This window comes from Ligaoa zhengdingensis, from assembly GCF_014384885.1.
Lineage (GTDB): Bacteria > Bacillota > Clostridia > Oscillospirales > Ruminococcaceae > Ligaoa > Ligaoa zhengdingensis.
Map to the genome: position 1 here is coordinate 24,713 of NZ_JACRST010000010.1, position 26,150 is coordinate 50,862.

Below are 26,150 nucleotides of genomic sequence, written 5' to 3' on the forward strand. Positions count from 1 at the left end.
CAATCAGGAGGTGTAGTTTTGATCAAAGAAGCGATAGGAACGGGTAAAACCGTGGAAGAAGCGCTGGAAAACGCCTATGCACAGCTCGGCGCAAACAGCGATAATTCGGAATTTGAAATTTTGGAGCGCCCGGCGCGCAAGCTGTTTGGCCTCAAGATGATCCCCGCGCAGGTCAAAGTCACCATGGAGGTGCCCGACGAGGTGAAGAAGCCCGCGACCCCTGCGCGCGAAGCGCGCGAGCCGAGGGAACCCCGCGAGCCCAGGGAGGCCCGTCCGCCGCGCCCGCAGCAGCCCAAGAAGAAGCCGCAGCCCGCGCCTGAGGCTCCCAAAGCCCCCAAATCCGAGCAGCCCAAGGCCGCGCCAGCGCAGGCGGTACAGCCCGCGCCCGCCGCGGAGGAGACCAAGCCGGAGATTCCGGCGGGCACCCCCGCCACCGGCGAAAAGGTGGATTGCGCGGTCGCTTATCTGAAATCGATCTTTACTGAGATGGGCCTTGAGGCGGTCGAGATCAAGGCCACCGCCATCCGCGACGGCGCGGTGCTCACCCTGAGCGGCGAGGGCCTGGGCGTGCTGATCGGCCGCCGCGGCGAGACGCTGGACGCGCTGCAATACCTGGCCGGCCTGGTCGCCAACCGCCTGGAGGGCGACTACTTCCGCATCACCATCGACAGCGGCAACTACCGCCAGAAGCGCGAGCGCACCCTGGAGCAGCTCGCCAGAAAGCTCTCCAATCAGGTGCTCAAAAACGGCCGCAGCGTCACGCTCGAGCCGATGAACCCGTATGAACGCCGCATCATCCACGCCACGGTGCAGACCATCGAGGGGGTCACCTCCGCCTCGACCGGCGAGGAGCCCAACCGCCGCGTGGTCATCTCCTCGACCAACCCGCGCCGCCGCGCCCCGCAGAAGGACGGCGGAAACCGCAGCGGTTCCTCGGGCAACCGGGGCGGCCGCGGACGCGGTGGCCGCGGCAGAGGCGGCAACCGCCCCCCGCGCAGCGGCGGCGGCAACACCGTGACCCGGCCGAATGCGTTCGGCGAGAGCGCCGCCCCCAAGAAGATCGACGACAGCGCGATCGAGATCGAGCCGCCGGTGATCCACCGGGAGCCCAAGGCCGCGCCCAAGCCGCAGGCGCCCAAGAACACGCCTCCGGCCGAGGCGCAGGACAAGCCGCTCTATTCCAAAATTGAACTGGACGACATCGACTAAAAAACCGCAGGGGGTTTCAAACGGATTGTTTGAAGCCCCCTTTTGCACATGGATGCACAGGGAGGTTTCTATGAAACAGCAATCGACCGTGGCCGCCATCTCCACCCCGTTGGGGGTGGGCGGCATCGGCATCATTCGCATCTCCGGCCCGGACGCGCTGACAGTGGCGGCGCGGGTATTCCGCCCGGTGGGAGCGCGCCGCCTGGAGGACGCGCCCGGCTACACCGCGCTGCTCGGCCGCGTGTTCGACGCGGCGGGCGAGATCGACGACGCGATCGCCACCGTATTCCGCGCGCCCAGGAGTTACACCGGCGAGGACGTGGCGGAGCTCTCCTGCCACGGCGGGCTTTATCTGCTGCGCCGAACCCTGCGCGCGGTGCTGGCTGCGGGCGCCCAGCCGGCCGGGCCGGGCGAGTTCACCAAGCGCGCATTTTTGAACGGCAAGCTGGGGCTTACCCAGGCCGAGGCGGTGATGGATCTGATCGCTGCGCAGGGGGATCAGGCCGCGCGGTCGGCCCTTTCCGCGCGAGACGGCGCGCTGTTCGCCCGCATCCGCGCGGTGAACGGGGGCCTGCTGGAGCTGGCCGCCCATCTCTCCGCCTGGGTGGATTACCCGGACGACGAAATCCCCGAGATCACCGGGGAGGAGATCGGCGCAGCCCTGCGCCGGGCGCGGGACGGCCTTGCAGGGCTGCTCTCCACCTACGACCTCGGGCGGGTGATCCGCGAGGGGGTGGAGACCGCGATTGTGGGGCGGCCCAACGTGGGCAAATCCACCCTGATGAACCTGCTGGCCGGGTATCAGCGCAGCATCGTCACCGATATCCCCGGCACCACCCGCGACGTGGTGGAGGACACGGTGAACCTGGACGGCGCGATTTTGCGGCTGGCCGACACCGCGGGCCTGCGCGACACTGACGACGAGGTGGAGAGCGTGGGCGTGGCATTGGCCCGCAGGCGGCTGGAAACGGCCGGGTTGGTGCTCGCGGTGTTCGACAGCTCCGACCCGCTGACCGGGGAGGATCGCGCGTTGATCGAGTCGCTGCGCGGCCGCCCGGCGGTGGCGGTGATCAACAAGACCGACCTGCCCCGCCGCATCGACCTCGCGTGGGTGAGCGAGCGCATCCCCCACACGGTGCAGGTGTCCGCCAAGGCGGGCCAGGGGATGCGGGAGCTGAGTGCCGCGGTGAACGAGGTGCTAGGCCTGCACCGGCTGGACGGCGGCGCGGCTCTGCTCGCCAATGAGCGCCAGCGGTTGTGCGCCCAGCGCGCTGCCGCCGCGGTGGACGAGGCGATTTCTACTTTGGATGACAGCTTCACCTTCGACGCGGTGGGGGTCTGCATCGACGAGGCGATTGCCGCCCTGCTGGAGCTCACCGGCGAGCGCGCCAGCGAGGCGGTGGTGAACGAGGTGTTCGCGCGGTTCTGCGTGGGCAAATAGCCGCCGGGGCTTTTTTATTTCAATGCTTCATTTTTCACAATAAAAATATCAGCCATTCACTTGGCGGCGGGGTTTGCTGCTATTTACTGGCTTCGGGCAGTGTGCCCCACGCCTTAGCAAGTGTTTTCCTCGGTACCGCCTCCAGGCGCTGCCTGGGCGGGGTTTCGGCCCCGCACGACGACTGCCTTTTGATGCACGTCAAAAGGCAGGAAAAACGTGTCCAAGGGGGCACCCCCCTTTGAAAACCCCGTTGTGCGCCCGGGCCGGCAGCGCTGGCAGGCAATCCGGGTTGGCACTTGCGTTGTGCAAGGTGCAACCCGCGCACAGGGCCAGCGGCTTCGGGTAGGGTGCCCTGCAATTTGTACGGTGCTATCCTCGGTAACGCCGCCGGGTGCATACCCGGCGCTTCGCTCCCACGAACCATTGCCCCTTACGGGGTGCCCTCGGGCGACACCCGCAAAGCGCGCAGGCACCGCCCCGCTTGATTTTTGGCTCCGGGTCGGCAACGCCGACAGGAAAGCCGGGGATGACACTTACTAGGCCATGGGGCGCGGTGGCCGAAGCCGGGGGTACAAATAGAACACCGCATTTACGCGCTCGGAGGGGCGGAGGATCTAGGGCAAGCGGGGGACGGCAGAGCGGATGCGGGCATTACCCGAGGGGATCCCGCCGTAAGGTGGGACAGGTGCCTGATTGGAGCGAGTGCGCTCCTTGGAATTTGCACGAAGCGACTGGAAGGCACCTGCCGAGGGCACTTGTGAGAACCGGTAAAAACAGCGCAGGCCGTCTACTCCGCCCCAAAGGGGGGATGCCAAAGGGGGGAACGCCCTTTGGCGCGCTTTTGCATCCTTTTGGCGCGTACCAAAAGGATGGCGTCGCGCGGGGGCGCAACCCCGCCCAGGGATGCCCCTGGGGCGATGTAGAGTTGGCGAGCTGCTGCACACAATTTTATCTGTATTTCAGATAAAAACGCACTATTTTGTTACTATGCCTTATGATAGAACCGGTGATAGAAAATGAAATATCGTCGAATTCGAGATTTGCGCGAGGACTCTGACCTCAGCCAAGCACAATTAGGTGAGATTTTGCATGTCTCTCAAAATACTTATTGCAAGTATGAATTAGGCAAAATTGCCTTAAGAGATGACATTTTACTCAAGCTCGCCGACTTTTACGGCATCAGCGTGGACTACCTGCTCGACCGAACCGACGATCCAACCCCGCCGTGACGCGGGGTTTTTCTTTACAAGGCGGGCAAAATAACCTATAATAAGGGATAAAAGCGCGGCAAAAGGCTGGTCCGGATGCGGGGCTCAGGGGTATCAATACCTCTGGGCCTGTTTTGTGCCTTTTGCGGCTGCAATCCAACCAATGGAGAGGATGTCAGGGTGGAATATTTCGCGGGAGAATACGATATTGCGGTGATCGGCGCGGGCCATGCGGGCTGTGAGGCGGCGCTTGCCGCGGCGCGCCTGGGGATGAATACGATCCTGTTCACCATCACGCTGGACGGCATCGCCAACATGCCCTGCAACCCGTCGATCGGCGGTACGGCCAAGGGCCATCTGGTGCGGGAGATCGACGCGCTGGGCGGCGAGATGGGCCGGGCGGCGGACGACACGATGATTCAGAGCCGGATGCTCAACCGGGGCAAGGGCCCGGCGGTGCACAGCCTGCGCGCCCAGATCGACCGGATGGCCTACCACAGCCGCATGAAGCAGACCCTGGAGGCCCAGGAGCGCCTGGACATCAAGCAGGCCGAGGTGGTGGCGATCCGCGGGGACGGCAAGGACGGGGTGCGTGAGGTGGTCACGGCGCTGGACGCGGTGTTCCGCGCGCGCGCGGTGATCCTCTGCACCGGCACCTACCTCAAGGGGATGGTCTACGTGGGGGATGTGTCCTACCCCAGCGGGCCGGACGGCACCCATGCGGCCAACCGCCTGTCGCAGAGCCTGCGCGACCTGGGGATCACCCTGCGGCGCTTCAAGACCGGCACCCCGGCGCGGGTGCACCGCCGCAGCATCGACTTTTCGGCGCTGGAGGAGCAGCAGGGGGACGACCCGATCACCCCGTTCTCCTTCGACACCACCCGCCCGCTGGTCAACCGGGCGGTCTGCCACATCGCCTACACCAACGAGGCCACCCATCAGACCATCCGCGACAATATCCACCGCTCGCCCCTCTATGGCGGCAAGATCGAGGGGGTGGGGCCGCGCTATTGTCCGAGCATCGAGGACAAGGTGGTGCGTTTTGCGGACAAGCCCCGGCACCAAATCTTTGTGGAGCCGATGGGACTGGACACCGACGAGATGTACTTGCAGGGGATGAGCAGCAGCCTGCCCGAGGATGTGCAGATCGCCTTTTACCGCACGATCAAGGGCTTTGAGCAGCTCAAGGTGATGCGCACCGCCTACGCGATCGAATACGACTGCTGCGACCCGCTGGAGCTGAAGCCGACCCTGGAGTTTCGCAGCGTCGAGGGGCTTTACGGCGCGGGTCAGTTCAACGGCACCTCCGGCTATGAGGAGGCCGCCGCCCAGGGGCTGTATGCGGCGATCAACGCGGTGCGCAAGCTGCGCGGCCAGCCGCCCATGATTTTGGACCGCGCCAGCTCCTATATCGGCACGCTGGTGGACGACCTAGTGACCAAGGGCTGCACCGACCCTTACCGCATGATGACCTCGCGCTCGGAATACCGTCTGCTTTTGCGGCAGGACAACGCCGACGAACGCCTCACGCCGGTTGGGCACGAGATCGGGCTCATTTCGGATGAGCGCTATGAGCGGTTCCTTCGGAAGCAGGCGCAGAAAAAGGCCGAGATCGCGCGGCTGGAGGGCACTTCCATCCCGCCGGGCGAGGCGCTCTCCGACATGCTTGTTTCACGTGGAACAGCACCGGTGGCCACCGGTGTGCGCCTGGCCGACCTGCTGCGCCGCCCCCAGGTGAGCTACGACGACCTCGCGCCGTTCGACCCCATCCGCCCCGCGCTCGACCGCGCGGTGTGCGAGCAGGCCGAGGTGGAGATCAAATATGCAGGGTATATCCGCCGGCAGCTCGCCCAGGTGGAGGAGATGCGCCGCCTGGAAAACAGGCCGCTGCCCGATGATATCGACTACAACCGCATCGCCAGCCTGCGCATGGAGGCGCGGGAGAAGCTCTCGCGGGTGCGTCCGATCAATGTAGGGCAGGCGTCCCGCATCTCGGGGGTCAGCCCGGCGGATATCTCGGTGCTGCTCATCTATCTGGAGCAGCGGGGAGGAGGGAGCAAGGAATGAACCTGCCCAAAGAGACCCTGTGCGCGGCCGCGCTGGAATACGGCGTGGCGTTGGACGCCGCACAGCTCGACCGGCTGGAGCATTACGCCCAAATGCTGGTGGAGTGGAACGAAAGGATCAACCTGACTGCGATCACCCAGCCGGATGAGATCGCGGTGAAACACTTTTTGGATAGCCTGCTTTTGCTGCACGCGGCGCAGCCCGCCCAGGGCGCGTCGGTCATCGATGTGGGCACGGGCGCGGGGTTCCCGTCGGTGCCCTGCGCTGTGGCGCGCGGAGACCTCAAGCTCACCCTGCTGGACAGCCTCAATAAACGCATCCTCTTTTTGACCGAGCTGTGCGCGGCGCTGGAAATCCCCGCGCGGGCGGTGCACCTGCGCGCCGAGGAGGGCGGCCGAAAGCCGGAGCTGCGCGAGCGCTTCGATCTGGCGACCGCGCGGGCGGTGGCCAACCTGCGGGAGCTCGCGGAATACTGCCTGCCGTTTGTGAAGCCCGGCGGCGTGTTCGCAGCGCTCAAGGGCTACGAAATTGATGAAGAGCTGGATGCGGCGAAGCCCGCGATCAAGGAGCTGGGCGGGCGCGTATTCGGTGTGGAAAAGTACATCCTGCCGGACGACAGCCGCCGTTCCATCGTTTTAATCAGGAAAATATCGCAAACTCCAGCAAAATATCCGAGAAATCCCGGAAAAATTGCAAAAAACCCGCTGTAAGCGGCCCGAAGATCGACAGGATAGAGCGAATCCTGTCGATTTTTTACGATGTAAAATACTGGAAATAATTGTAAATATGTGGTATATTGAAATCACGGACAAGCAGAAAAGAAAAACAGCGCGAGGTTTCCCCAACATCCCCGTGCAAATGTGGAAAATCTCCTTTTCCGCTTGTGGGCAAACCGCCCGTCCGGCCGCCCCGCCCGCGCGGAGACCTTCCGTCACCTCCGCGCGGGCGGCACGCCCGGACAGACCGCGTGCAACAAGATGCAGGGAGGCGTGGCCGATGATTTTTCAAAAGAACAACCGCGGCGAGCAGGTGCTCAACCTGCCGCTTGGCAGCATCGACCCAAATCCCTCCCAGCCGCGCACCCTATTCGATGACGATGAGCTGCACAGCCTGGCGGAGAGCATCCGCGAAAACGGTTTGTTGCAGCCGGTCACCGTGCGGCGACTCAAAACCGGGCGCTATGAGCTGGTTTCCGGCGAGCGCAGGCTGCGCGCCTGCAAGCTGCTGGGCGTGGCGCAGATACGCGCGATCGCTGTGGATGTCGACGACCAGCAGTCCGCAGTGCTCGCTTTGATTGAAAACCTGCACCGCGAGGGCCTCACCTTTTTCGACGAGGCGCGCGGCATCTATGAGCTGATCTACCAGTGGGAGATCACCCAGGAAGAGGCGGCCGCAAAGCTGGGCATGGCGCAGTCCACCCTGGCCAACAAGCTGCGGCTGCTGCGCCTCTCGCCCGAAATTCAGGCGCTTGTGAGCGAAAAAGGCTTAACAGAGCGGCACGCGCGGGCGCTGCTCAAGCTGCGCACCCCGGAGTTGCAGCGCGAAGCGATCACGATGATCGCCAAGCGGTGCCTCAACGTGGCCCAGACCGAGCGGCTGATTGAGGGGATGCTCGAGGAAAAGCGGATGGCGCCCAAGCGGCTGCTGATCGTCAAGGACCTGCGCATCTTTATCAACACCATTGACCGCGCGATCGATACCATGAAGGAGGCCGGCATTGAGGCAGAGGCGGCGCGCACCGACCAGGGCGAATACATCGAATACACCGTTAAAATCCCCAAGACATCCGCGTTTTCCCGCCGGGGCGCGCTGCGCGGATCGTCTTAAAACAAACCCGCTATCCTTTTTATAAAGGTTAGTCATAAAAGTTCCCCTATGTCGATTGCAGCGAGGCCGCTGGCTGGGCAGATAGTCCGCCGGCGGCCTTTCTGCACCCCATTGCGGTGGAAATGTTTCACGTGAAACATATTTCGACAGGCGCCGCGCGAAAAAAGTCGCTGTTTCACGTGAAACAATTGAATTTTCCCGCCGGTGTGTTATAATAGACACAAAACAGGCGGCATTGCCGCTGTTTGCCGCCCGCGCAAAGTGCAGAGGCGGTGCGGCCGCGCCGCAATATGGCGATTGCAGCGAAGGCCGCTTTGCCCGGTTGATGTCATAATCAAAGGGGATCGACCGATAATAACACGGAAGAAGGTCCGCTATGGGAAAAATCATCGCTATGGCAAACCAAAAGGGCGGGGTGGGCAAGACCACATCGGCCATCAATATCGCCGCCTGGATCGGTATTTTCGGCAAGAAGGTGCTGATTGTGGACATCGACCCCCAGGGCAACACCACCAGCGGGCTGGGGATCAACAAGCGGGAGGTGCAAAAATCCACCTACGAGCTGCTCATCGGCGACGCAAAGGCGCGGGATGTGATTGTGCATACCTCGTTTAAGAATGTGGACGTGTTGCCCTCCAACCTCGACCTGGCGGCGGCTGAAATTGAGCTGGTGGAGCTGGAAAACCGCGCTGGGCGGCTGAAAAACGCGCTCATCGGAATCAAGCCGGAGTACGACTTCATCTTCATCGACTGCCCGCCCTCGCTGGGGCTGATTACGCTCAATGCGCTCACCGCCTGCGACACCTTGATCGTGCCGATCCAGTGCGAATATTACGCATTGGAGGGGCTGTCCCAACTGATGAGCACAGTGCGCAGCGTCAAACGGCTGTATAACCCGCAGATCGAGATCGAAGGGGTGCTGCTCACCATGTACGACGCGCGCCTCAACCTCACCATGCAGGTGGTGGAGGAGGTCAAGAAGTATTTCCCGAAAAAGGTCTACAAAAATGTGATACCGCGCAATGTGCGCGTATCGGAAGCGCCCAGCTTTGGGCAGCCGGTCTCCTATTTTGACCGCGGATCGAAGGGGTCCGAGGCGTATGAGGAGCTGGCAAAGGAGATTTTAAACCAAAATAAGATCAAATAGAAGGGGGAACAAGCCGTGGCAGGAAGAAAAGGCGGGCTGGGCAAGGGTCTGGACGCCTTGTTTGTCGATAACGACACCAGCTCGCGCGATGTGTTGACCCTGCGCATCTCTGAGATCGAGCCCAACAAGTCGCAGCCGCGCAAGGATTTCGACGAGGCTGCGCTGGCCGATCTGGCCGATTCCATCCGTGAGCACGGAGTGATCCAGCCGCTGCTGGTTCGCCCGATGCCCACCGGCGGCTATCAGCTGGTGGCGGGCGAGCGGCGGTGGCGAGCGGCCCGCATGGCGGGGCTCTCCGAGGTGCCGGTGATCGTGCGGGAGATGGACGACCAGCAGACGATGGAGCTGGCGCTCATCGAAAATTTGCAGCGCGAGGACCTCAACGCCATCGAAGAATCGCTGGGCTACAAGCTGCTGGCCGATCAATACAACATGACGCAGGAGCAGATTGCAAAAAGCGTGGGTAAATCGCGCCCGGTGGTGGCGAACGCCCTGCGTCTGCTGCATCTGCCGGCCAAGGTGGTGGAGATGGTGCGCCGGGACGAGCTCTCGGTGGGCCATGCGCGCGCGCTGCTCGGGCTGGAGACCAAAAAGCAGATCGAGGAGCTGGCCGACCGCATTGTGAAGGAAAATTTGACAGTGCGGGATGTGGAAAAGCGGGTTGCGGCGATCAAAGCTCCCAAGGAGGAGGCGCCCAAGGCGAAACCGCTGGTGCGCGACACCTTCTACGAGGAGTTGGAGCTCGCGGCCACCCAGGAATTCGGCCGCAAGGTCAAGATCAACCACACCAAGCGGGACAAGGGCAAGCTGGAGATCGAATTTTTCAGCAAGCGCGACCTGGCGGACATCATGGAGCGCCTCACCGGGGAGAAGCTCAACTGGTAGGCGGGGGACAATTGAGTCAAAAAATTCAGGATAACTGGATATTTTAAATAAGGAAGTGCAAGGAATATGTTGGATATTCGCAGAATTAGAAGCAATCCCGACGAGGTCAAGGCAGGGGTGAAGCGCCGGGGCAAGGATATGGATGCCGTGGTGGATGAGATTCTCGCCATCGACGAGAAGCGCCGCGAGATCGGCACCAAGGCCGACGGCATGAAGGCCGAGCAGAACAAGGCGTCTAAGCAGATTCCCATGTTCAAAAAAGAGGGCAGGGATATCACCGCGCTGATGGCGGAGATGAAGCTGTTGGCTGAGGAGATCGGCGCCTGCGACGCGGAGGTCTCCAAGCTGGAGGCCCGCCAGCGCGAACTGCTGCTTTCCATCCCAAATGTGCCGCACGAGTCGGTGCCCACCGGCCTGGACGACAGCCAAAACCCGGAGGTGCGCCGCTGGGGCGAGCCGCGCCAGTTCCCATACGAGCCGAAGCCCCATTGGGACATCGGCGCAGACCTCGACATCCTCGACCCGGAGCGCGCGGCCAAGGTGACCGGCAAGCGGTTCCACTTCTACAAGGGGCTGGGCGCGCGGCTGGAACGCGCGGTCATCAACTTCTATCTGGATCAGCACACCGCGAACGGCTATGTTGAGGTGCTCCCGCCGTTTATGGCGAACAGCGCCTCGATGACCGGCACCGGGCAACTGCCCAAGTTTGCGGAGGACATGTTCAAGCTGGAGGGGCTGGATTACTACCTGATCCCCACGGCCGAGGTGCCGGTGACCAACCTGTACCGCGACGAGATTCTGGACGGCGCCAAGCTGCCGATCAAGCATTGCGCCTATTCGGCCTGCTTCCGCGCGGAGGCGGGGTCGGCGGGGCGCGACACCCGCGGCCTCATCCGCCAGCACCAGTTCAACAAGGTGGAGCTGGTCAAATTTTCCCGCCCCGAGGAGAGCTACGACGAGCTGGAGAAGCTCACCCACGACGCGGAAACCAAGCTGCAAATGCTGGGTCTGCCCTACCATGTGGTGACCCTGTGCAGCGGCGACCTGGGTTTCTCGAGCGCCAAAACCTACGACATCGAGGTGTGGATGCCCTCGTACAACCGCTATCTCGAGATCTCGAGCTGCTCCAACTTTGAGGACTACCAGGCCCGCCGCGCCAACATCAAGTTCAAGGATAATCCCAAGGACAAGGCGCAGCTTGTGCACACCCTGAACGGCTCGGGTCTGGCGATCGGCCGCACAGTGGCCGCAATTTTGGAAAACTACCAGAATGAGGACGGCTCGGTGACGGTGCCTGAGGTGCTGCGGCCGTATATGGGCGTTGATGTGATCCGCTGAACTGTAGATAACAACAATAATTATACAAACAGTATAAAACAATACAAGAAAGGGGAAGCAGATGGAAAAAACCAGCTTTGAAAAAAAGATTCAGCTCCCCTATCCTGAATGCGACATCCGCAACCGGATCAAACTAAGCAATGTGATGCGCCACATCCAGGAGGTCTCCGGCGAGCATCTGGAGGCGTTGGGCCTGCACCACACCTTGCTGTGGGAGGAGGGGTTCGTCTACCTGCTCACCCGTGTGGAGCTGCACATCGCGCGGCTGCCGTCGGCGCTGGAGGAGATGCGGGTGGTCACCTGGCCGCGCCCGTGCAAGGGGGCGCAGAGTATGCGCGACGTGTCGTTTTACGATGCGGCGGGGCGGGAGCTGATCGCGGCGCGCACCGCCTGGGTGCTGGCCGACCCGCACACCCACAGGCTCCACCGCCCGTCCGAGCTGCCGCACGAAATCCCGATCGGGCCGGCCCCGGAGGGCTACCGCCCGCCGGTTCAGGACAGGGTGCGCCGTCCGGAGGGCCTCGGACCTGCGGGATGGCGGGAGGTGCGCTACAGCGACATCGACTGCAACCTGCACATGAACAATGCGGTTTACAGCGACATCGTCTGTGATTTCCTGCCGTTTGATCTGCTGCAGGGGAGGGAGATTGCGGAATACCGCATCCATTTTATCAAGGAGGCCGCGCTGGGCGACCGGCTGGCGGTGTACTGCGCGCCGCTGCCCGGCGTGGAGAATACCTGGTACGCCGGCGCGGACCGCCCGGACGGCAGCGCCTGTTTCGAGGCGGTCATCCGGTTTCAAAATTAAGGAGGAAATTCGATGCTGGATATTACAGCCCTGTTTCAACTCAGTTATGGCATCTATCTGATCACCGCGCACGACGGCAACAAGAACGCCGGGTGCCTGGTCAACACCGTGTTTCAGATCACGGCCGAGCCGGTGCGCGTGGCGGTGAGCGTCTCCAAGCAGAACCAGACCCATGAATTCATCCGCGCGGGCGGCACAGTGGCGGTGAATGTGGTGGGCGAGGACTGCCCCAGTCCGCTGTTGGGCAAGTTTGGTTACCGCACCGGCCGCGAAATCGACAAGTTCGCAGACCTCAACTGCCGCAAGGACTCGAACGGCGACGTTTACATCAACGAGGGTATCCTGACCCAGTTCAGCTGTAAGGTGATCGATGAGGTGGATATGGACACCCACACCATCTTTGTCTGCGATGTGACCGACTCCAACGTGGTGCGGCAGGGTCAACCGATGACCTACCAGTACTACCGCGAGGTGAAAAAACTGCAATCGAGCAAATTTGCACCGACCTATGTCAAACCCGGCGCTCATTGATGGATGACGGCGGCCCGGCTGCGCCCAACGGCGTGGTGCGGGCCGTATTTCTTTTCTCGGCGCACAGTTGTTCGGCACAGGATGCAGCAAGTCATACCAATTTGCAACCCTGACAATTCGTGGTGAAAAAATCTGTAAAATCTCTCCGGGCAAAGGGTTGAACCGCAACGCGATAAGTGGTAGAATAGATAAAATATTTGAAGCCATGCACGGGTTCTGCGCTCAAGGGCCTGTGCGCCAATCAGATACAAGGAGGAAGTGTAGATGCTCAACATCAATCAGGGGGAAAAGTTTGTCAAGGAGGGCCTTACCTTTGACGATGTGCTGCTCATCCCCGCCAAATCGGATGTGCTGCCCAAAGAAATCAACGTGGGTACCCGCCTGGCAAAGGACGTGCGTCTCAATGCGCCGCTGATGACGGCCGCCATGGACACCGTCACCGAATCACTCATGGCGATTGCGATCGCGCGCGAGGGCGGCATCGGCATCATCCATAAGAACATGTCCATCGAGAAGCAGGCCGATGAGGTGGACAAGGTGAAGCGTTCGGAGAACGGCGTCATTGTCAACCCGTTTTACCTCTCGCCGGAACACTTTGTGTTCGATGCGGACGAGCTGATGGGCAAATATAAAATCAGCGGCGTGCCCATTGTGGACCAGGATAACAAGCTGGTCGGCATCCTCACCAACCGCGACATGCGGTTTTTGAACGACTACAACCTCAAAATCAAAGAGGTGATGACCAAGGAGAACCTGATCACCGCGCCGGTGGGCACCGATTTGAAGGCCGCGCAGGAGATTCTGCGCCAGCACAAGATTGAGAAGCTGCCGATCGTCGATCAGGAGGGCCGCCTCAAGGGCCTCATCACCATCAAGGACATTGAAAAAGCGGTGCGCTATCCCAATTCGGCGCGCGATAAAAACGGGCGTCTGCTGTGCGGCGCCGCCATCGGCGTGACCAGCGACGTGCTCGACCGCGCCAAGGCGCTGGTGGAGGCGCAGGTGGACGTGTTGGTGCTCGACTCCGCCCACGGCCACAGCCGGAATATCCTCAATTGTGTGACCAAGGTGAAGGAGGCGTTCCCGGATGTGGCGCTGATCGCGGGCAACATCGCCACCGCCGAGGCCGCGGAGGACCTCATCAAGGCGGGCGCGGACGCGATCAAAGTGGGCATCGGCCCCGGCTCGATCTGCACCACCCGCGTGGTGGCGGGCATCGGCGTGCCGCAGATCACTGCGGTTTATGATGCGGCGTGCGTCGCGGCCAAGTACGACATCCCCGTCATTGCGGACGGCGGCATCAAATATTCCGGCGACATCGTCAAGGCGCTCGCGGCGGGCGCATCGGTGGTCATGCTGGGATCGCTGCTGGCCGGCTGCGAGGAAGCCCCCGGCGAGAGCGAAATCTACCAGGGCCGCCGGTTCAAGGTGTATCGCGGCATGGGCAGCTTGGGCGCGATGGCATGCGGCAGCAAAGACCGCTACTTCCAGGAGGACAACAAAAAGCTGGTGCCCGAGGGCGTGGAGGGCCGCGTGCCCTACAAGGGAGCGGTGGCCGACACCGTGTTCCAGCTGTTGGGCGGCATCAAAGCGGGTATGGGCTACTGCGGCTGCCCGGATATCCCGTCGATGCACGAGAAGGCAAGATTCATCCGCATCACCGGCGCGGGCCTCAAGGAGAGTCATCCGCACGATATCTACATCACCAAGGAAGCGCCCAACTACAGCATCAATCCCTGAGGAAACAGCGTATCTATCCCGCCCGGCCGTGCATACCGCGCGCCGGGCGGGGTATGATAAAAACAGCGAAACCCAGAAAAAATAGTTGACAAAATTTGCAGGGTATAGTATAATTAACTTCGCCTGATGAACAAGCAAGGCGAAATATGGCGGCATAGCTCAGTTGGCTAGAGCATTCGGTTCATACCCGAAGTGTCGTAGGTTCAAATCCTATTGCCGCTACCATTTTACAAATTCTCCGCCTTGGGGTGGGTTTTTGATATTGACCTCCGGCCCGGTGGTCAAGCGGTTAAGACTCCGCCCTTTCACGGCGGCATCACGGGTTCGATTCCCGTCCGGGTCACCAAAAAAAGAGCAAGCCACCCTACTGGGTGGCTTCTTTTTTTGGCATGACCCGTGGAATCGAACAGGCAGCAAGCCCGGCCGAGCCGAAGGCGAAGGGCGGGCGCAACCGGGCCGCCGGTGGCGGGCCGGTTCTGCCGCGGGTAGATTCCGGTCGAGCACCAAGAAAGAGCAAGCCACCCTACTGGGTGGCTTCTTTTTTTGGCATGACCCGTGGAATCGAACAGGCAGCAAGCCCGGCTGAGCCGAAGGCGAAGGGCGGGCGCAACCGGGCCGCCGGTGGCGGGCCGGTTCTGCCGCGGGTAGATTCCGGTCGAGCACCAAGAAAGAGCAAGCCACCCTACTGAGTGGCTTCTTTTTTTGGCATGGCCCGTGGAATCGAACAGGCAGGCGGGCGGCCTCCGCCGTTGCCTGGGCGGGTTGGCACTTAGCTTTGCAGCTACGGCCACCGAGCCCAATGCCTTAATAAGCGCTTTCCTCGGCAACACCTCCAGGCGTCGCCTGGGCGGGATTGCGCCCCCGCGCGGTGCCTCACTTTTGGTACGCGCCAAAAGGATGCAAAAGCGCGCCAAAGGGCGTTCCCCCCTTTGGCATCCCCCCTAGGGGCGGCCGGCCAACGGCCGGAGGAAAGCCGGGCAGGCTCGTTTGTTAAGCAAAGTGCAGCATCCGCGCGGAGGACGCACCCGGTATGGCGCAAGCGCCAATCCGGATTGCCTGTCGGCGCTGCCGACGTGCCTTCCAGTCGCTTCGTGCAAATTCCAAGGAGCGCAAGGTGAATTGTCCCGAAGGGACAAGAGAAGGCCCTCTGGAGGGCACTCGCTCCAATCAGGCACCTGTCCCGCCTTTGGCGGGATTCCCTCGGGTAATGCCCGTATCCTCTCTGCCGTCCCCCGCTTGCCCTAGATCCTCCGCCCCTCCGAGGGCGTAAACGCGGTGTTCTGTTTGTGCTTCCGGCTTCGGCCACCGCGCCCCGCACAACGCAAGCGCCAACCCGGATTGCCTGTCGGCGCTGCCGACCCGACCCGGAGCCAAAAATCAAGCGGTGCGGTGCCTGCGCGCCTTACTGGTGTCGCCCGAGGGCACCCCGCAGGGGCAATGGTTCGTGGGAGCGAAGTGCAACCTTGCCTTTTTTCACGAAGCGACTTCAGAACCATTGCCGAGGGGGCTGGCCGGGTGTCGGCAATATCAGCGCAGATTTTATCTCCGGGCGCACAACGGGGTTTTCAAAGGGGTGCCCCCTTTGACACGTTTTTCCTGCCTTTTGACGTGCATCAAAAGGCAGTCGTCGTGCGGGGGCGAAACCCCGCTGGCCAGTGGCCAGGCCCAAGCCGGGTCAGTTGCGCTACAGTGTGCAAAACACTGTGCCTATAGCTGCGAAACACAGTGCAAACCCCGCCGCCGAATGGTCGCTTTTATTTCAAAAGAAGATAAAATATAAGCGCAAAATAAAAAGCCCCCGGCGCGCAGATCCCCTGTTCTGAAAAACAAATCAAGCGCTGCCGCCCCCAGACCATTATAATGAAGATGGAAAGGGCGGGAGATGAAAAAATAAACGGCCGCATCTGAGCTGAATTGTCTCTGATGCGGCCCTTTTTCATGTGTTTTTCAGGTGGATTCCGGGGAATCGCTTGAATTTGTGGGCTCATGTTCACCCTCTTGCGCTTTCCCCTGTGCATCCTGTTCCCTCTTCAGTGCTTCAAGCCCCAGGCGGATGAGCTCCACAGTTGCCTCCGAGCGAGTCTGGAAGCGGCGCTCAAAGCGGAAATCCTCGATTTGTTGGAACATCTCGTGATCCACCGATACCGTATATCGCGGCCGTTGAGTAGCCATATTTTATCACCTCACTTGTGATTATACATCGGTGAACCAGAGGTGTAAAGAATTAACTTTTTTTGGTAAATCTATTGACAGTGAACCGGTGAACCATTATAATAAAGCTGAATGGTTCAGTGAACCACCTTGTCGGAAGGGGGAACCTATATGGCTACGGAATTCAAACGCTTCACCATTACCATTCCGCAGGATGTAAAACTCGACTTGGATGTGGCCAAGGAGCAGATTTATAAAAAGGATACCCAAAGCCAGATGATGAGAGATTTGATTGCGCGCGGATTGGATGCTTTAAAAACTGAGAAAGAGGCAAAGGGGAACAGTCAAGGAAAAATTGCATAAGACATTTTCTGTGTAAAACTGGGCCTTGCAGCTTGAGCCGGAAGATGTGGAACTCGGGTGCGCGGGACACGACAATGGCAAGGCAGATGAAGGCGTGTGACGCAAAGTCAAAGAGCAATGCAGATTGTATGGCAGCCTGACCGCCGAAAGTCGATAGATAACCGCGTCCGGGCAGAGAGAACCTGCGATGCGGTTATTTTTATAGCTTTGTTTTGTGAAGTTATAAAAATGCCGATATGGCGGTTTGGTTCGCCATGGGCAATGAAATAGGCGCCCGGCCGGCGGGCCGCCGGATGCGTGAAAAAATGGTTGCTTTGCAACAGAAAATTTCCCGTTGGGTGCGGGCGGCAGGGCCGAAACAATGAAAGGATGTGTGGTTTAAGATGACGGATCGGGAACTGAGGAAACTCAACCGCAGGGAGCTCATTGAAATTCTCATCGATCTGACCGACGAGAACGAAACACTAAAGGCGGAGTGCGAGGAGCTCAGGCGGCAGCTTTCCGAGCGGGCGGTCAAAATTGGCGCGGTGGGTTCCATCGCGGAGGCGTGCCTCCAGATCAACGGCGTGTTTGAAAGCGCGCAGAGGGCGGCCGAACAATATTTGGAAACCATCCGCCTTCTGAGCGTGGATAGCGCACAGAGGGCGGTCGAGCAGTATTTGGAGGATATCCGCACGGTGCAGCCGGAGTATATCGCCAAGGCGGAGTGAGGTCTCAGATGGAAGAACGCACCTTACCGACCGGCCAGCAGCTCAAAGAGGAGCTCAAGTGGGAACAGCACAAGGGGGATTATGGCCGGGCGCTGCGCAGCACCGTGTATTTCCTGGTGGTTGTGGCGGCCGCGGCTGTGCTCGCTGCAACGCTGCTGTTCCCCGTGCTCCGGGTCACGGGCACCAGCATGGAGCCCTCGCTGGAAAACAAACAAATCGTGCTCGCGCTCAAAAATTCCGATTTTAAGCGGGGCGATATCGTGGCCTTTTATTACAACAACAAAATCCTCCTGAAGCGCGTCATCGCATTCCCCGGCGAACAGGTGGATATCCGGAGCGACGGCACGGTGTATGTCGGCGGCGAGCCGCTGCAAGAGCCGTATCTCGTGGAGAAAAGCCTGGGGGAATGCGATCTCGAGTTTCCCTACCAGGTGCCGGATGGCAAAATTTTTGTGATGGGGGATCACCGGGCCACCTCTGTGGACAGCCGTTCCTCTGCGATTGGATGCATTTCGGATGAATTCATCGTGGGGAAGGTTGTTCTGCGCGTGTGGCCGTTACAAAAAATAGGCCCGTTGGCCTAATGTGAGAAAGGGGCCGTCCAAATTATGACAAAAGATCTGGTAACCCAGGTAAAGCAATATTTGAGCGGTCACAAACGGCGAAACCGCTTTGCGGCGATTCTGTGCGTCCTTTCGTTGACGACTGTGCTCGGCGTGTCTTTGATGATGACGATGCCCGCAATCAGCCTGGAGCAGGCCGAACCGCTCCTCGAAACCGACGTCACAAGCGCGGTGCAGGGCGCGGGCATCACCGTGCGTGTCACCGCAGCCGCACAACCCAAACAGGATGAAACCTATTTCCTGCTGTCGTCGGAGAACTGGAACGCGGGTCTTGCGGATATCCACGAGTTCACCGGCGATGTGGCGGAGGTCGCTGCGGACGACGGTTCCATCCTGGAGCTCCACCGCGTCCCTGGCGAGAACGGGGATGCGGACTATTGGTTCTGCCTGGAGCAGGGGCGCGCGGTTTCGTTCGATCTCCACTGCGCTGTGCGTGAAGCCGCGGCCCAGCCGGAGGACGTGACCAAGCCCGGGGAGGATCCCGCTGCGCCCGCCGATGAACCGGAGCCGGCGCAGCCCGAGGCGGAGAGCAGCGCACCCGAAGAGGAAAACAGCGCGTCCGCACCCGGGGAAGAGCCCGCGCAGGCCGGGGAGGAAGCCGCCGATGAACCGGAACCCACGCAGCCCGAGGACGCGGCCCTGCCCGAAGCGGAGAGCAGCGCGCCCGAAGAGAAAAACAGCGCATCCGCACCCGGGGAAGAGCCCGCGCAGGCCGGGAAGGAAGCCACCGATGAGGTGGTCGTAGAGGCGGACAAGTCCGGGGAGAAACCCGCCGCGCCCGCCGATGGACCGGAGCTAGCGCAGCCTGAGGACGTGGCCCCGCCCGAGGCGGAGAGCAGCGCATCCGAAGAGGAAAACAGCGAGGAAAACAGCGCATCCGCGCCCGAGGAAGAACCCGCGCAGGAGGTCCAGCCGGAGGCCGTGGCCTCCATGACCATCACGGCGGGCGGCGGCGGGACGCTGGACGAAGCGGCCGCCGCTGTGGAAGGGCGGAAAGCCGACGCGGAGTACCGCCCGCTGGTACTCACCTGGCTGGCGGAGGAGCCGCTCGCCGAGCAGACGCTCACAGCGTCCCTCTTCACGGACGAAACGGGGGAACATCCCCTCGCCGGGGAGGGAACTCTCATCACCGTGAGCGGCGCACTCCCGCAGGGCGCATCGGTCCGGGCCTATCCGGTGCCGGTGCAGATGGAGGATGCCACAGTTTTGGGCGCGTACGATATCACCATCTACCGGCCGGACGGAAGCGCCTTTGAGCCGCGCGCGGGCCTCCCCCTGACGGTCGAAATCCGCCTGCCGCAGATGGCGGCGGATGGGGCGCCCCCCGCGGATTATGCCGTCTACTACGTCCCCGAGAGCGGAGGCCCAGAAGGGATCGAGGCGACCGCGGAGGACGGCGGCGTCCGGTTTTCGGCCAGCCATTTCTCCACCTATGCGGTGGTGAGCCCCGCGGCAGAGGCGCCGGCGGGCGATATGAATTTACAGGTGGTCAAGCAGTGGTCGGACGGCAACAGCGCCCATTCCGGCGATTCCGTCGAGGTGCGCCTGTATGCGAACAGCGAGCCCACCGGACGGACGCTCACATTAAACGCCGGCAACGAATGGACCGGCGCGTTTGAGGGCCTTTCGCCCGAGGATGCGGAAGGCCAGCCGATCGACTATTCGGTGCGCGAGGAGGACGTGGCCGGGTATCTGGCCGCGTACCACACCGAGACAATCCCCGGCGGGGACACCTGGGAGGAGGTCACAACGCTGGAGGACGGCGGCGTCTACCGGTTTGTGGCCGACGGACAGGCCCTGGCCTGCTACAGCTCGGGCAACAGTTTGCAGGCTGCGCAGGACGACGCGGCAGACGAGCTGCAGCAGTGGACCGCCACCGCCGTGGATGGCGGCTTCCGGCTGGCCAACGTCTCCAGGGGTAACCGGTGGATCCGCTACAACAGCGGTTTCACAACGGCAACCAACGCTGGCAACAGCTCCGCCCTACAGCTCGACGCGAGCGGCCGGCTGTATTATGCCAGCAGGAACAGCACGCGCTATGTCCGGGTGTGGCCGATTTTGGGCACCATCGACGACACCACTTCTTCCTCCCTCGCCACGCGGTTCACCGTGTACAAAAAGGGCGAGGCCAGGCCGGACAGCTACAAAGTGACCATCACCAACTGGAAGGTGGAGGAGCCCCTCGACGACTTCAAGCTGCAACATCACAAGAGGGTCGATTACCTGGGCGACGGGCAAAACCCCGACACCGCCCTCACCGGCGACGGCTTCTACCGCCTCTACCTGGATATCAGCGGCCGCCAGCAGCCGGTGGATCTGTTGCTGGTCGTGGATCAGTCCAACAGCATGCAGGAAAACGAGGACATGCGGGACGACGAAGGAAACCGGATCAACCGGATCGCCGCGGTCAACAACCTGCTCAGCGGCAACGACGGGTTCATCCGAACATTTTTAAGCCTGAACGAGCAAAACCAGATTGCAATCAGCACGTTCGGCGGAAAATTTTACAAAAACGGCGTGGACGGCGACCGCTTTACCGACACGGACTACGCGGATGGCTACCGGTATACGACCGACAGCAGCGTCTACCGGGGATGGGGGCGCGACGGCGATGCGACAGACCTGAAGGCCCTCGTGGACGGCACCAACTATGAGGCCGGCCTGCTGCGCGCCGAGGAGATGTTCAGCCTCCCGGCGGTTCAAAACAACGGGCACAAAAAGATCATGGTGTTTTTAAGCGATGGCGGGCCCACCTATTATATCGACGACGATGGAGACCGCCAGGGCGACGGCTCCACAGAGAACGTGCGTGAGGTGATCAGCGGGACAGAGGACGCGGTCGATGCGTTCTGCACGGCCAACAGCGGCGTCACGATCTATTCGATCGGGTTCGGGAGCAGCCTCAATGCGGACGTGCTCGAGTACATGGCGAAGCGGGGAAACGGCGCCTACTATGCCGCTGCAAACTTCAGCGGGCTGGAGGAGGCGTTGGCGCAGGTCATCCAGCAGAGCAAAAACACCGATGTGACCATCTCGGACAGCATGAGCGCCTATGTGCGGCTGCCCGAAGGGCAATCGGACGTCAAGATGACCATGAAGGCCCCCAACAGCGAAGAGCCCGTCGTCCTCTACGAAAACGGCGCGGTCACTGAGGCGGGGGAGGGCATCCTCGAGGATGTGATCTACACCCCATCGCAGGAGGAGGATTCGACCGGCACGGTCGAGGCCAGGTTCTGCGAGGGCTACTTCCTCAACGCCGCGTATGTATACACCCTTTCTTTCAATGTGGAGGTGACCGAAGCCGCCTACCAGAAGTACCTGGAGACGGGCGAATATCCCCATATTGGCGATCCGGACACCGATTACGGGGAGGACGGCGCCAGCGCGGGGCAGGCGGGTTTCCGCTCCAACCTCTCCGCTGAGGTGTCCTATGTGGTGGACGGCAGCGCCTATTCCGAACAGTACGGCCATCCCGTGGTGCAGATCGTCACCGGCGAGCTCGCGATTGTCAAACACGGGGAAACCGCGGACGGCCCGCTGCTGCCCGGCGCGGGATTTGCACTTTACCGGGCCGAGCTGGTGGACGGGGAATGGGTCAAAACCGGCGACGCGCTCCGGGAGGGTGCGACCAGTGCAACCGGCACGCTCACGTTTACCGGCTTGTTGCCGGGGCGGTACCTGCTTTACGAAACCCAAGCCCCCACCGGCTACAAGCTCCCCAAGGAACCCTGGAGGGTCGAGGTGACCGCGCAGGGGGTCTCTGTCGAGGGGCTCACACCGTCCGACGGCGCGTACGCCATCATCAATGCAGTTTCCTATGTCCTGCCGAGCACCGGCGGGCGCGGCGCTGCCCCGGTATGTCTTACCGGCCTTCTCCTGGCAGCAGGTTCGTATTTGTTGCTGAAGAAGCATCGTTCCAGACGGTCAATGAGGGGTGATTGACGGTTTGACCTGCTTTTTTGGGATAAAAAACATAAAGAAAAGGAAGCGAGGATGGTTTTGATGAAGAAGACAGTAAAGACCCTATCCGCCCTGACATTGGCGCTAGCGCTGGTATGCTCCACCTGCACGGCGTTCGCCGCGAGCACGCCGGCAGACGGCAGTGAGGCAGCCGCACCTGCGGCCGATTCCACCGCGAGCGTGACGGTGGCCACCGCGAACGCGAACGATGCGCTCTCGGCCTATCGAGTGGTGGACGCGGCGTTTGACCCTGATGCAAACACCCTGACCTATTCGTTCACCGATCTGTTTGAGAATTTCCAAGCGTCGGAGATGGGCGCGGCCTACGAAAACATGACAGTGGAAGCCTACTGCGATTTGGAGGACAACAGCTCCGCGCTGGAAGCGCTGCTGGGCGCGTTCTCCGCGTACATCAGGAGCCAGGAGCCCCCGGTTCAATCCGACTATACCGAAACGACCAATGACAGCGGCGCGGCGACCTTCCAGGAAGTCGCAATGGGCCAGTACATCATCCTGGGCTCGGGCAACAGCCAGGGCGCATATGTGTATCAGACGGTGACCGCCGAAGTCGTGCCCGAGATCGTGGATGACGAGTATGTCCTTTACCCCGCTTATTCCGTTGCGATGAAGACGGCGCAGCCCACGGCTGAAAAGGCGGTGACCAATCTCGTGCAGGACGGGCAGGGTTGGACCGCCAGCATCGGCGACGTCATCAACTATGAGCTGACGGCCACGATCCCCACCTATTCGGCGGGCGCGACCAACACCACCTTCTACATGTACGATGCGCTGGCCGATGGGCTGACCCTCAAGGCGGACAGCGTCGCTGTGAAGGGCTTTACCGGGCCGGAGGACACAGAGGGCGCCGTTCTCACCGCTGGGGAGGACTACTTTGTCACCACCGAGGGCCAGGTGCTGACCATCCGCTTTGTGTACGACGAGATTAAGTCTTACACCTCCTTGACCGCCGCCTACAGCGCGGAGCTGGACAACGACGCGGCCATCGGCGAAGCGGCAGAAAGCGGACACAAAAACGAGAACACCTACACCCTGGTGTACAGCAACGACCCGTTCAATGGTTCCACCAAGGCCGAGGCCACGGATCCCGCCGAAGTGGAGGGCGGCTACGGGAAGGATGAAAACACCGTGGACGTCTTTACTTACGGCCTGGTGATCGAAAAGTACAAAGATGGCGAGCCGAGCACCAAGCTGAAGGGCGCGACGTTTGAAATCTACAAGGCGGCGGATGTCGCGGACGGTGAGGTCAATGCCGATGCGGAACCGATCGAGACCATCACGACCGACAAAGACGGTTATGCCGCCTTTGCGGGCCTGGCCAAGGGCAAATATTACCTCAAAGAGACCGTGGCCCCCACCGGCTATAAGCTGATGCCCGACCTGGCCAGCTTTACGATCGGAACGCCGAATGAGGACAACGGCGCAGGGTATGCCAAAGTCACCAGCGAGGGCGACAAAATCACGGTGGCAGAGGGCACTGCGGTAGACGGCTACTGGAAAGTGGACATCGCCAACACCCCGGGCGCCACGCTGCCCACCACCGGCGGCATGGGCACCGTGGTGTTCACCGGCGTGGGCGCCACGCTGATGCTGGGCGCGGCTGTCCTGCTCATCACCAAAAAGCGCCTGACGAACAAAGAAAAATAAGAAACGGCATTTGCTGCCTGCGGGCCGGGTGCGGCGACCTCCGCGCCCGGCTGACGGCGGCAGGGGGAGGCCTATGAGAAAGCATCTATCCACCATCATCTTAATCACCGTCTTTTTTGTAGGCCTTTCCGTGCTGCTGTACCCCACGGTCAGCAACTATCTCAACCAGAGCAACGCGACCCACGCCATCGGGAATTACGACCAGGTACTCAACTCCATGGGCGACGAGGAAAACGGGAAGTTGCTCGCCCGCGCGCAGGAGTACAACTGCGAGCTGGCTGCTCACCCGCCGCGCCTGGTGAACGGCGAACCTGAAGGGGAGGACTACCGGGCCCTCCTCGACGTCACCGGGAACGGCATGATCGGGTATCTCACCATCAAGCGCCTGGGGGTGATGCTGCCGGTCTACCACGGCACTTCCGAGCGGGTGCTGTCGTCCGCGGCGGGGCACCTGGAGGGCAGCTCCCTGCCGGTGGGCGGGGCGAGTACCCACGCGGTCATCACCGGACACCGCGGCCTGCCCGCAGCCAAGCTCTTCACCGACCTGGACCAGTTGGAAATAGGGGATACCTTTACGGTCACCACCCTGAACCAGACCCTGACCTATGAGGTGGACCAGATCAAGATTATGTTGCCCGAGGAGACGGACGACCTGGCGATTCTGCCCGGGGAGGACCATGTCACGCTGGTGACCTGCACCCCCTACGCGGTCAACACCCACCGCCTGCTGGTGCGCGGGGTCGCGGTAGACGCGCCGCATCAAATGCGCATCGCGGCCGACGCGGTGCAGGTCGACCCCGTGATCGTGGCGCCCTGCGTGGCGGCGCCGCTGCTGTTGATCTTGCTGTGCTTCCTGCTATTTTCCGGGCGGGGTGCAAAAAAACAGGGAAATTCCAGAAGGGACTGAATGAGGATGAGAATCAAATTAAAACGGTGGATCATGGCGCTGCTGGCGGGGCTGTTCTGCGGCCTTGCCGTGATCCAGCTCTCCCCGCCGGTCTGTGCGGCGGGCTATCTACAGCCCAATCGGGAGGCGTCTCTTTCCCTGCTCTATCAGATTCGCGGCAGCGGGGTGGCGGGCCTCAAGGTGCACCTCTACCGCGTCGCAGAGATCAGCGAAACGGCTGATTTTACCCTGTCGGGCGATTTCGCCGGATATCCGGTGGAGCTCGGCGATTTGCAAACCAGCTCGGCGTGGGAGGCCGCAGCCGAGACCCTGGCGGCCTACGCGGCGGCGGATGGCCACACGGCGCTGCGGGATGCATCCAGCGGCGCACAGGGGGAAGTGACCTTCGGCGAGCTGCAAACGGGGCTCTACCTCGTGGTGACCGACCTGTGGCGGCAGGGGAGAAAGCGCATCGCCTTCGACCCGTTTTTGATTTCCCTGCCCAGCCTGAACGAGGAGGACGCCTGGGTCTACGACGTGCAGGCGTTCCCCAAGGGGGAATCCTACCAGACCTCCGGCCCCGGCGGGGACGACAAGATCACCTATCAGGTGGTGAAGCACTGGGAGGACGCCGATCAGGATGCCCACCGCCCAAAGAACGTCACTGTGGAAATCAGGAAGGACGGGGAGTGGTACTCCACGCAGACGCTCTCCTCCGAGAACAGTTGGGCCTACACCTGGCGCGCCAGGGACGACGGCAGCACCTGGTGGGTGGTGGAACGGGATGTCCCCGACGCCTATCAGGTGCAGGTCTCCCGGGATGGGACGATGCTGACCGTGACCAACCGTTACACCGGTCCGGGTTCCCCGGGGCAAGAACCGGGCGATAAGCTGCCCCAGACCGGGCAGCTCTGGTGGCCGGTGCCGCTGATGGCGGCGGCGGGCCTGGTTTTATTCGGCGCTGGCTGGGCGATGTGCATTAGAAAAAAGAATGAGGAGAAGTAGGCTGGGCCTCCGCCTTATGCTTGCGGGGCTGGCGCTCATCATCGGCGCGTTCGCCCTGTTGCTTCACAACAGCCGCGTGGATCACAGGGCCGGGGAGGCGGCCGCCGCGGTTGTGCAAAAGCTGCAAACCGCCCTTCCGCCCGAGCCGGGCAGCCAGGCGGCTGCCGGTGCGGAGATGCCTGCGGTGGAAATCGACGGGTATACCTACATCGGCGTGCTCGACCTGCCCGACGGCGGGCCCTCCCTGCCCGTCCAATCGGCCTGGGACGAGGGCGGCGCGCTGGTTTCCCCCTGCCGTTACCAGGGCTCGGCCTACGACGGGTCGCTGATCGTCGCCGGACACAACTACAAGACCGGCTTCGGCCGGCTGTATGGCGTGGCCCCCGGCGACGCGGTCCGCTTCACCGATATGAACGGCGCGGTGTTTGAATACGTCGTATCCCAGCTTGAGACGGTGGACCAGTACGACCTGGCGGGCATGGAGCGCGGCGAGTGGGATATGACGTTGTTTTCCTGCACACTGGATGGAAGGCGCCGCGTCGCGGTGCGGTGTGTGCGTGTGGACGGATGAAAGGGATTGCAGAAA

The 26,150-nt window shown here is 61.7% G+C and carries 23 protein-coding genes and 2 tRNA genes; 23 read left to right on the forward strand and 2 right to left on the reverse strand.

The window, feature by feature from the left end:
- The first annotated feature begins 18 nt into the window (after positions 1-18).
- The 15 genes from jag (at position 19) to H8711_RS07830 (ending at position 14,890) form a co-directional block, all read left to right on the forward strand.
- Positions 19-1,209 (forward strand): RNA-binding cell elongation regulator Jag/EloR, encoded by a 1,191-nt coding sequence (gene jag, locus H8711_RS07760; RefSeq protein WP_249282902.1) that lies wholly within the window; start codon positions 19-21, stop codon positions 1,207-1,209.
- 70 nt (positions 1,210-1,279) lie between these two features.
- A complete protein-coding gene (gene mnmE, locus H8711_RS07765; RefSeq protein ID WP_249282903.1) occupies positions 1,280-2,650 on the forward strand; it encodes a tRNA uridine-5-carboxymethylaminomethyl(34) synthesis GTPase MnmE in 1,371 nt (456 codons plus the stop codon).
- Positions 2,651-3,666: 1,016 nt separating this feature from the next.
- Positions 3,667-3,879 carry a helix-turn-helix domain-containing protein gene (locus tag H8711_RS07770; RefSeq protein WP_249282904.1) on the forward strand — a complete coding sequence of 71 codons (213 nt, stop codon included), beginning with the start codon at positions 3,667-3,669 and terminating at the stop codon, positions 3,877-3,879.
- A 159-nt stretch (positions 3,880-4,038) separates the two neighbouring features.
- On the forward strand, positions 4,039-5,925 hold the full coding sequence (mnmG, locus tag H8711_RS07775) for a tRNA uridine-5-carboxymethylaminomethyl(34) synthesis enzyme MnmG (protein WP_249282905.1): 1,887 nt from the start codon (positions 4,039-4,041) through the stop codon (positions 5,923-5,925).
- Positions 5,922-6,635, forward strand: coding sequence for a 16S rRNA (guanine(527)-N(7))-methyltransferase RsmG (gene rsmG, locus H8711_RS07780; protein WP_249282906.1), 714 nt, complete (start codon positions 5,922-5,924; stop codon positions 6,633-6,635). The genes mnmG and rsmG overlap by 4 nt, the downstream gene beginning before the upstream one ends.
- 286 nt (positions 6,636-6,921) lie before the next feature.
- On the forward strand, positions 6,922-7,752 hold the full coding sequence (locus H8711_RS07785; RefSeq protein WP_249282907.1) for a ParB/RepB/Spo0J family partition protein: 831 nt from the start codon (positions 6,922-6,924) through the stop codon (positions 7,750-7,752).
- Between the two features lie 376 nt (positions 7,753-8,128).
- Entirely contained in the window at positions 8,129-8,899 is a 771-nt protein-coding gene (locus tag H8711_RS07790; RefSeq protein WP_249282908.1) for a ParA family protein, read from the forward strand.
- A 15-nt stretch (positions 8,900-8,914) separates the two neighbouring features.
- Complete coding sequence (locus H8711_RS07795; protein WP_249282909.1) at positions 8,915-9,784, forward strand: ParB/RepB/Spo0J family partition protein; 870 nt, start codon at positions 8,915-8,917, stop codon at positions 9,782-9,784.
- Positions 9,785-9,850: 66 nt separating this feature from the next.
- Positions 9,851-11,122 carry a serine--tRNA ligase gene (gene serS, locus H8711_RS07800; protein ID WP_249282910.1) on the forward strand — a complete coding sequence of 424 codons (1,272 nt, stop codon included), beginning with the start codon at positions 9,851-9,853 and terminating at the stop codon, positions 11,120-11,122.
- A gap of 61 nt (positions 11,123-11,183) precedes the next feature.
- Positions 11,184-11,930 (forward strand): acyl-[acyl-carrier-protein] thioesterase, encoded by a 747-nt coding sequence (locus H8711_RS07805; protein ID WP_249282911.1) that lies wholly within the window; start codon positions 11,184-11,186, stop codon positions 11,928-11,930.
- Between the two features lie 12 nt (positions 11,931-11,942).
- Positions 11,943-12,461, forward strand: a complete 519-nt coding sequence (locus tag H8711_RS07810; RefSeq protein ID WP_249282912.1) for a flavin reductase family protein — start codon at positions 11,943-11,945, stop codon at positions 12,459-12,461.
- Between the two features lie 264 nt (positions 12,462-12,725).
- Positions 12,726-14,201: an IMP dehydrogenase gene (gene guaB, locus H8711_RS07815; RefSeq protein WP_249282913.1), complete on the forward strand. Its 1,476-nt coding sequence runs from the start codon at positions 12,726-12,728 to the stop codon at positions 14,199-14,201.
- 148 nt (positions 14,202-14,349) lie between these two features.
- Positions 14,350-14,426, forward strand: a tRNA-Met gene (locus H8711_RS07820).
- Between the two features lie 46 nt (positions 14,427-14,472).
- A tRNA-Glu gene (locus tag H8711_RS07825) sits at positions 14,473-14,547 on the forward strand.
- A gap of 43 nt (positions 14,548-14,590) precedes the next feature.
- Positions 14,591-14,890, forward strand: a complete 300-nt coding sequence (locus H8711_RS07830) for a hypothetical protein (protein WP_249282914.1) — start codon at positions 14,591-14,593, stop codon at positions 14,888-14,890.
- 1,065 nt (positions 14,891-15,955) lie between these two features.
- Here the strand turns inward: H8711_RS07830 and H8711_RS07835 are convergent.
- Both H8711_RS07835 and H8711_RS07840 read right to left on the reverse strand, forming a co-directional pair.
- Positions 15,956-16,189: a hypothetical protein gene (locus H8711_RS07835; protein ID WP_249282915.1), complete on the reverse strand. Its 234-nt coding sequence runs from the start codon at positions 16,187-16,189 to the stop codon at positions 15,956-15,958.
- Positions 16,149-16,373 (reverse strand): ribbon-helix-helix domain-containing protein, encoded by a 225-nt coding sequence (locus H8711_RS07840; RefSeq protein WP_249282916.1) that lies wholly within the window; start codon positions 16,371-16,373, stop codon positions 16,149-16,151. The genes H8711_RS07835 and H8711_RS07840 overlap by 41 nt, the downstream gene beginning before the upstream one ends.
- Positions 16,374-16,523: 150 nt before the next feature.
- On the opposite strand from H8711_RS07840, the gene H8711_RS07845 reads away from it, so the two are divergent.
- From H8711_RS07845 to H8711_RS07880, 8 genes are all read left to right on the forward strand, one after another.
- Positions 16,524-16,715, forward strand: coding sequence for a hypothetical protein (locus H8711_RS07845; RefSeq protein WP_249282917.1), 192 nt, complete (start codon positions 16,524-16,526; stop codon positions 16,713-16,715).
- A 383-nt stretch (positions 16,716-17,098) separates the two neighbouring features.
- Complete coding sequence (locus H8711_RS07850) at positions 17,099-17,425, forward strand: DNA repair protein (protein WP_249282918.1); 327 nt, start codon at positions 17,099-17,101, stop codon at positions 17,423-17,425.
- Positions 17,426-17,433: 8 nt separating this feature from the next.
- A complete protein-coding gene (gene lepB / locus H8711_RS07855; protein WP_249282919.1) occupies positions 17,434-18,009 on the forward strand; it encodes a signal peptidase I in 576 nt (191 codons plus the stop codon).
- Between the two features lie 24 nt (positions 18,010-18,033).
- Positions 18,034-21,990: a DUF7604 domain-containing protein gene (locus H8711_RS07860; RefSeq protein WP_249282920.1), complete on the forward strand. Its 3,957-nt coding sequence runs from the start codon at positions 18,034-18,036 to the stop codon at positions 21,988-21,990.
- Positions 21,991-22,050: 60 nt separating this feature from the next.
- Positions 22,051-23,673: a SpaH/EbpB family LPXTG-anchored major pilin gene (locus H8711_RS07865; RefSeq protein WP_249282921.1), complete on the forward strand. Its 1,623-nt coding sequence runs from the start codon at positions 22,051-22,053 to the stop codon at positions 23,671-23,673.
- Positions 23,674-23,746: 73 nt separating this feature from the next.
- Positions 23,747-24,580, forward strand: coding sequence for a class C sortase (locus H8711_RS07870; protein WP_249282922.1), 834 nt, complete (start codon positions 23,747-23,749; stop codon positions 24,578-24,580).
- Between the two features lie 6 nt (positions 24,581-24,586).
- Positions 24,587-25,564 (forward strand): Cna B-type domain-containing protein, encoded by a 978-nt coding sequence (locus H8711_RS07875; protein ID WP_249282923.1) that lies wholly within the window; start codon positions 24,587-24,589, stop codon positions 25,562-25,564.
- A gap of 16 nt (positions 25,565-25,580) precedes the next feature.
- A complete protein-coding gene (locus H8711_RS07880; protein WP_249282924.1) occupies positions 25,581-26,135 on the forward strand; it encodes a sortase in 555 nt (184 codons plus the stop codon).
- Positions 26,136-26,150 lie beyond the last annotated feature (15 nt).

Bases quoted from the DNA above. Each gene is read 5' to 3' on its own strand.
- mnmE (WP_249282903.1), top strand. From the start codon at position 1,280: ATGAAACAGCAATCGACCGTGGCCGCCATCTCCACCCCGTTGGGGGTG.
- H8711_RS07770 (WP_249282904.1), top strand. From the start codon at position 3,667: ATGAAATATCGTCGAATTCGAGATTTGCGCGAGGACTCTGACCTCAGC.
- rsmG (WP_249282906.1), top strand. From the start codon at position 5,922: ATGAACCTGCCCAAAGAGACCCTGTGCGCGGCCGCGCTGGAATACGGC.
- H8711_RS07785 (WP_249282907.1), top strand. From the start codon at position 6,922: ATGATTTTTCAAAAGAACAACCGCGGCGAGCAGGTGCTCAACCTGCCG.
- H8711_RS07790 (WP_249282908.1), top strand. From the start codon at position 8,129: ATGGGAAAAATCATCGCTATGGCAAACCAAAAGGGCGGGGTGGGCAAG.
- serS (WP_249282910.1), top strand. From the start codon at position 9,851: ATGTTGGATATTCGCAGAATTAGAAGCAATCCCGACGAGGTCAAGGCA.
- H8711_RS07805 (WP_249282911.1), top strand. From the start codon at position 11,184: ATGGAAAAAACCAGCTTTGAAAAAAAGATTCAGCTCCCCTATCCTGAA.
- H8711_RS07810 (WP_249282912.1), top strand. From the start codon at position 11,943: ATGCTGGATATTACAGCCCTGTTTCAACTCAGTTATGGCATCTATCTG.
- guaB (WP_249282913.1), top strand. From the start codon at position 12,726: ATGCTCAACATCAATCAGGGGGAAAAGTTTGTCAAGGAGGGCCTTACC.
- H8711_RS07830 (WP_249282914.1), top strand. From the start codon at position 14,591: ATGACCCGTGGAATCGAACAGGCAGCAAGCCCGGCCGAGCCGAAGGCG.
- H8711_RS07835 (WP_249282915.1), bottom strand. From the start codon at position 16,189: ATGAGCCCACAAATTCAAGCGATTCCCCGGAATCCACCTGAAAAACAC.
- H8711_RS07840 (WP_249282916.1), bottom strand. From the start codon at position 16,373: ATGGCTACTCAACGGCCGCGATATACGGTATCGGTGGATCACGAGATG.
- H8711_RS07845 (WP_249282917.1), top strand. From the start codon at position 16,524: ATGGCTACGGAATTCAAACGCTTCACCATTACCATTCCGCAGGATGTA.
- H8711_RS07850 (WP_249282918.1), top strand. From the start codon at position 17,099: ATGACGGATCGGGAACTGAGGAAACTCAACCGCAGGGAGCTCATTGAA.
- lepB (WP_249282919.1), top strand. From the start codon at position 17,434: ATGGAAGAACGCACCTTACCGACCGGCCAGCAGCTCAAAGAGGAGCTC.
- H8711_RS07860 (WP_249282920.1), top strand. From the start codon at position 18,034: ATGACAAAAGATCTGGTAACCCAGGTAAAGCAATATTTGAGCGGTCAC.
- H8711_RS07865 (WP_249282921.1), top strand. From the start codon at position 22,051: ATGAAGAAGACAGTAAAGACCCTATCCGCCCTGACATTGGCGCTAGCG.
- H8711_RS07870 (WP_249282922.1), top strand. From the start codon at position 23,747: ATGAGAAAGCATCTATCCACCATCATCTTAATCACCGTCTTTTTTGTA.
- H8711_RS07875 (WP_249282923.1), top strand. From the start codon at position 24,587: ATGAGAATCAAATTAAAACGGTGGATCATGGCGCTGCTGGCGGGGCTG.
- H8711_RS07880 (WP_249282924.1), top strand. From the start codon at position 25,581: ATGCTTGCGGGGCTGGCGCTCATCATCGGCGCGTTCGCCCTGTTGCTT.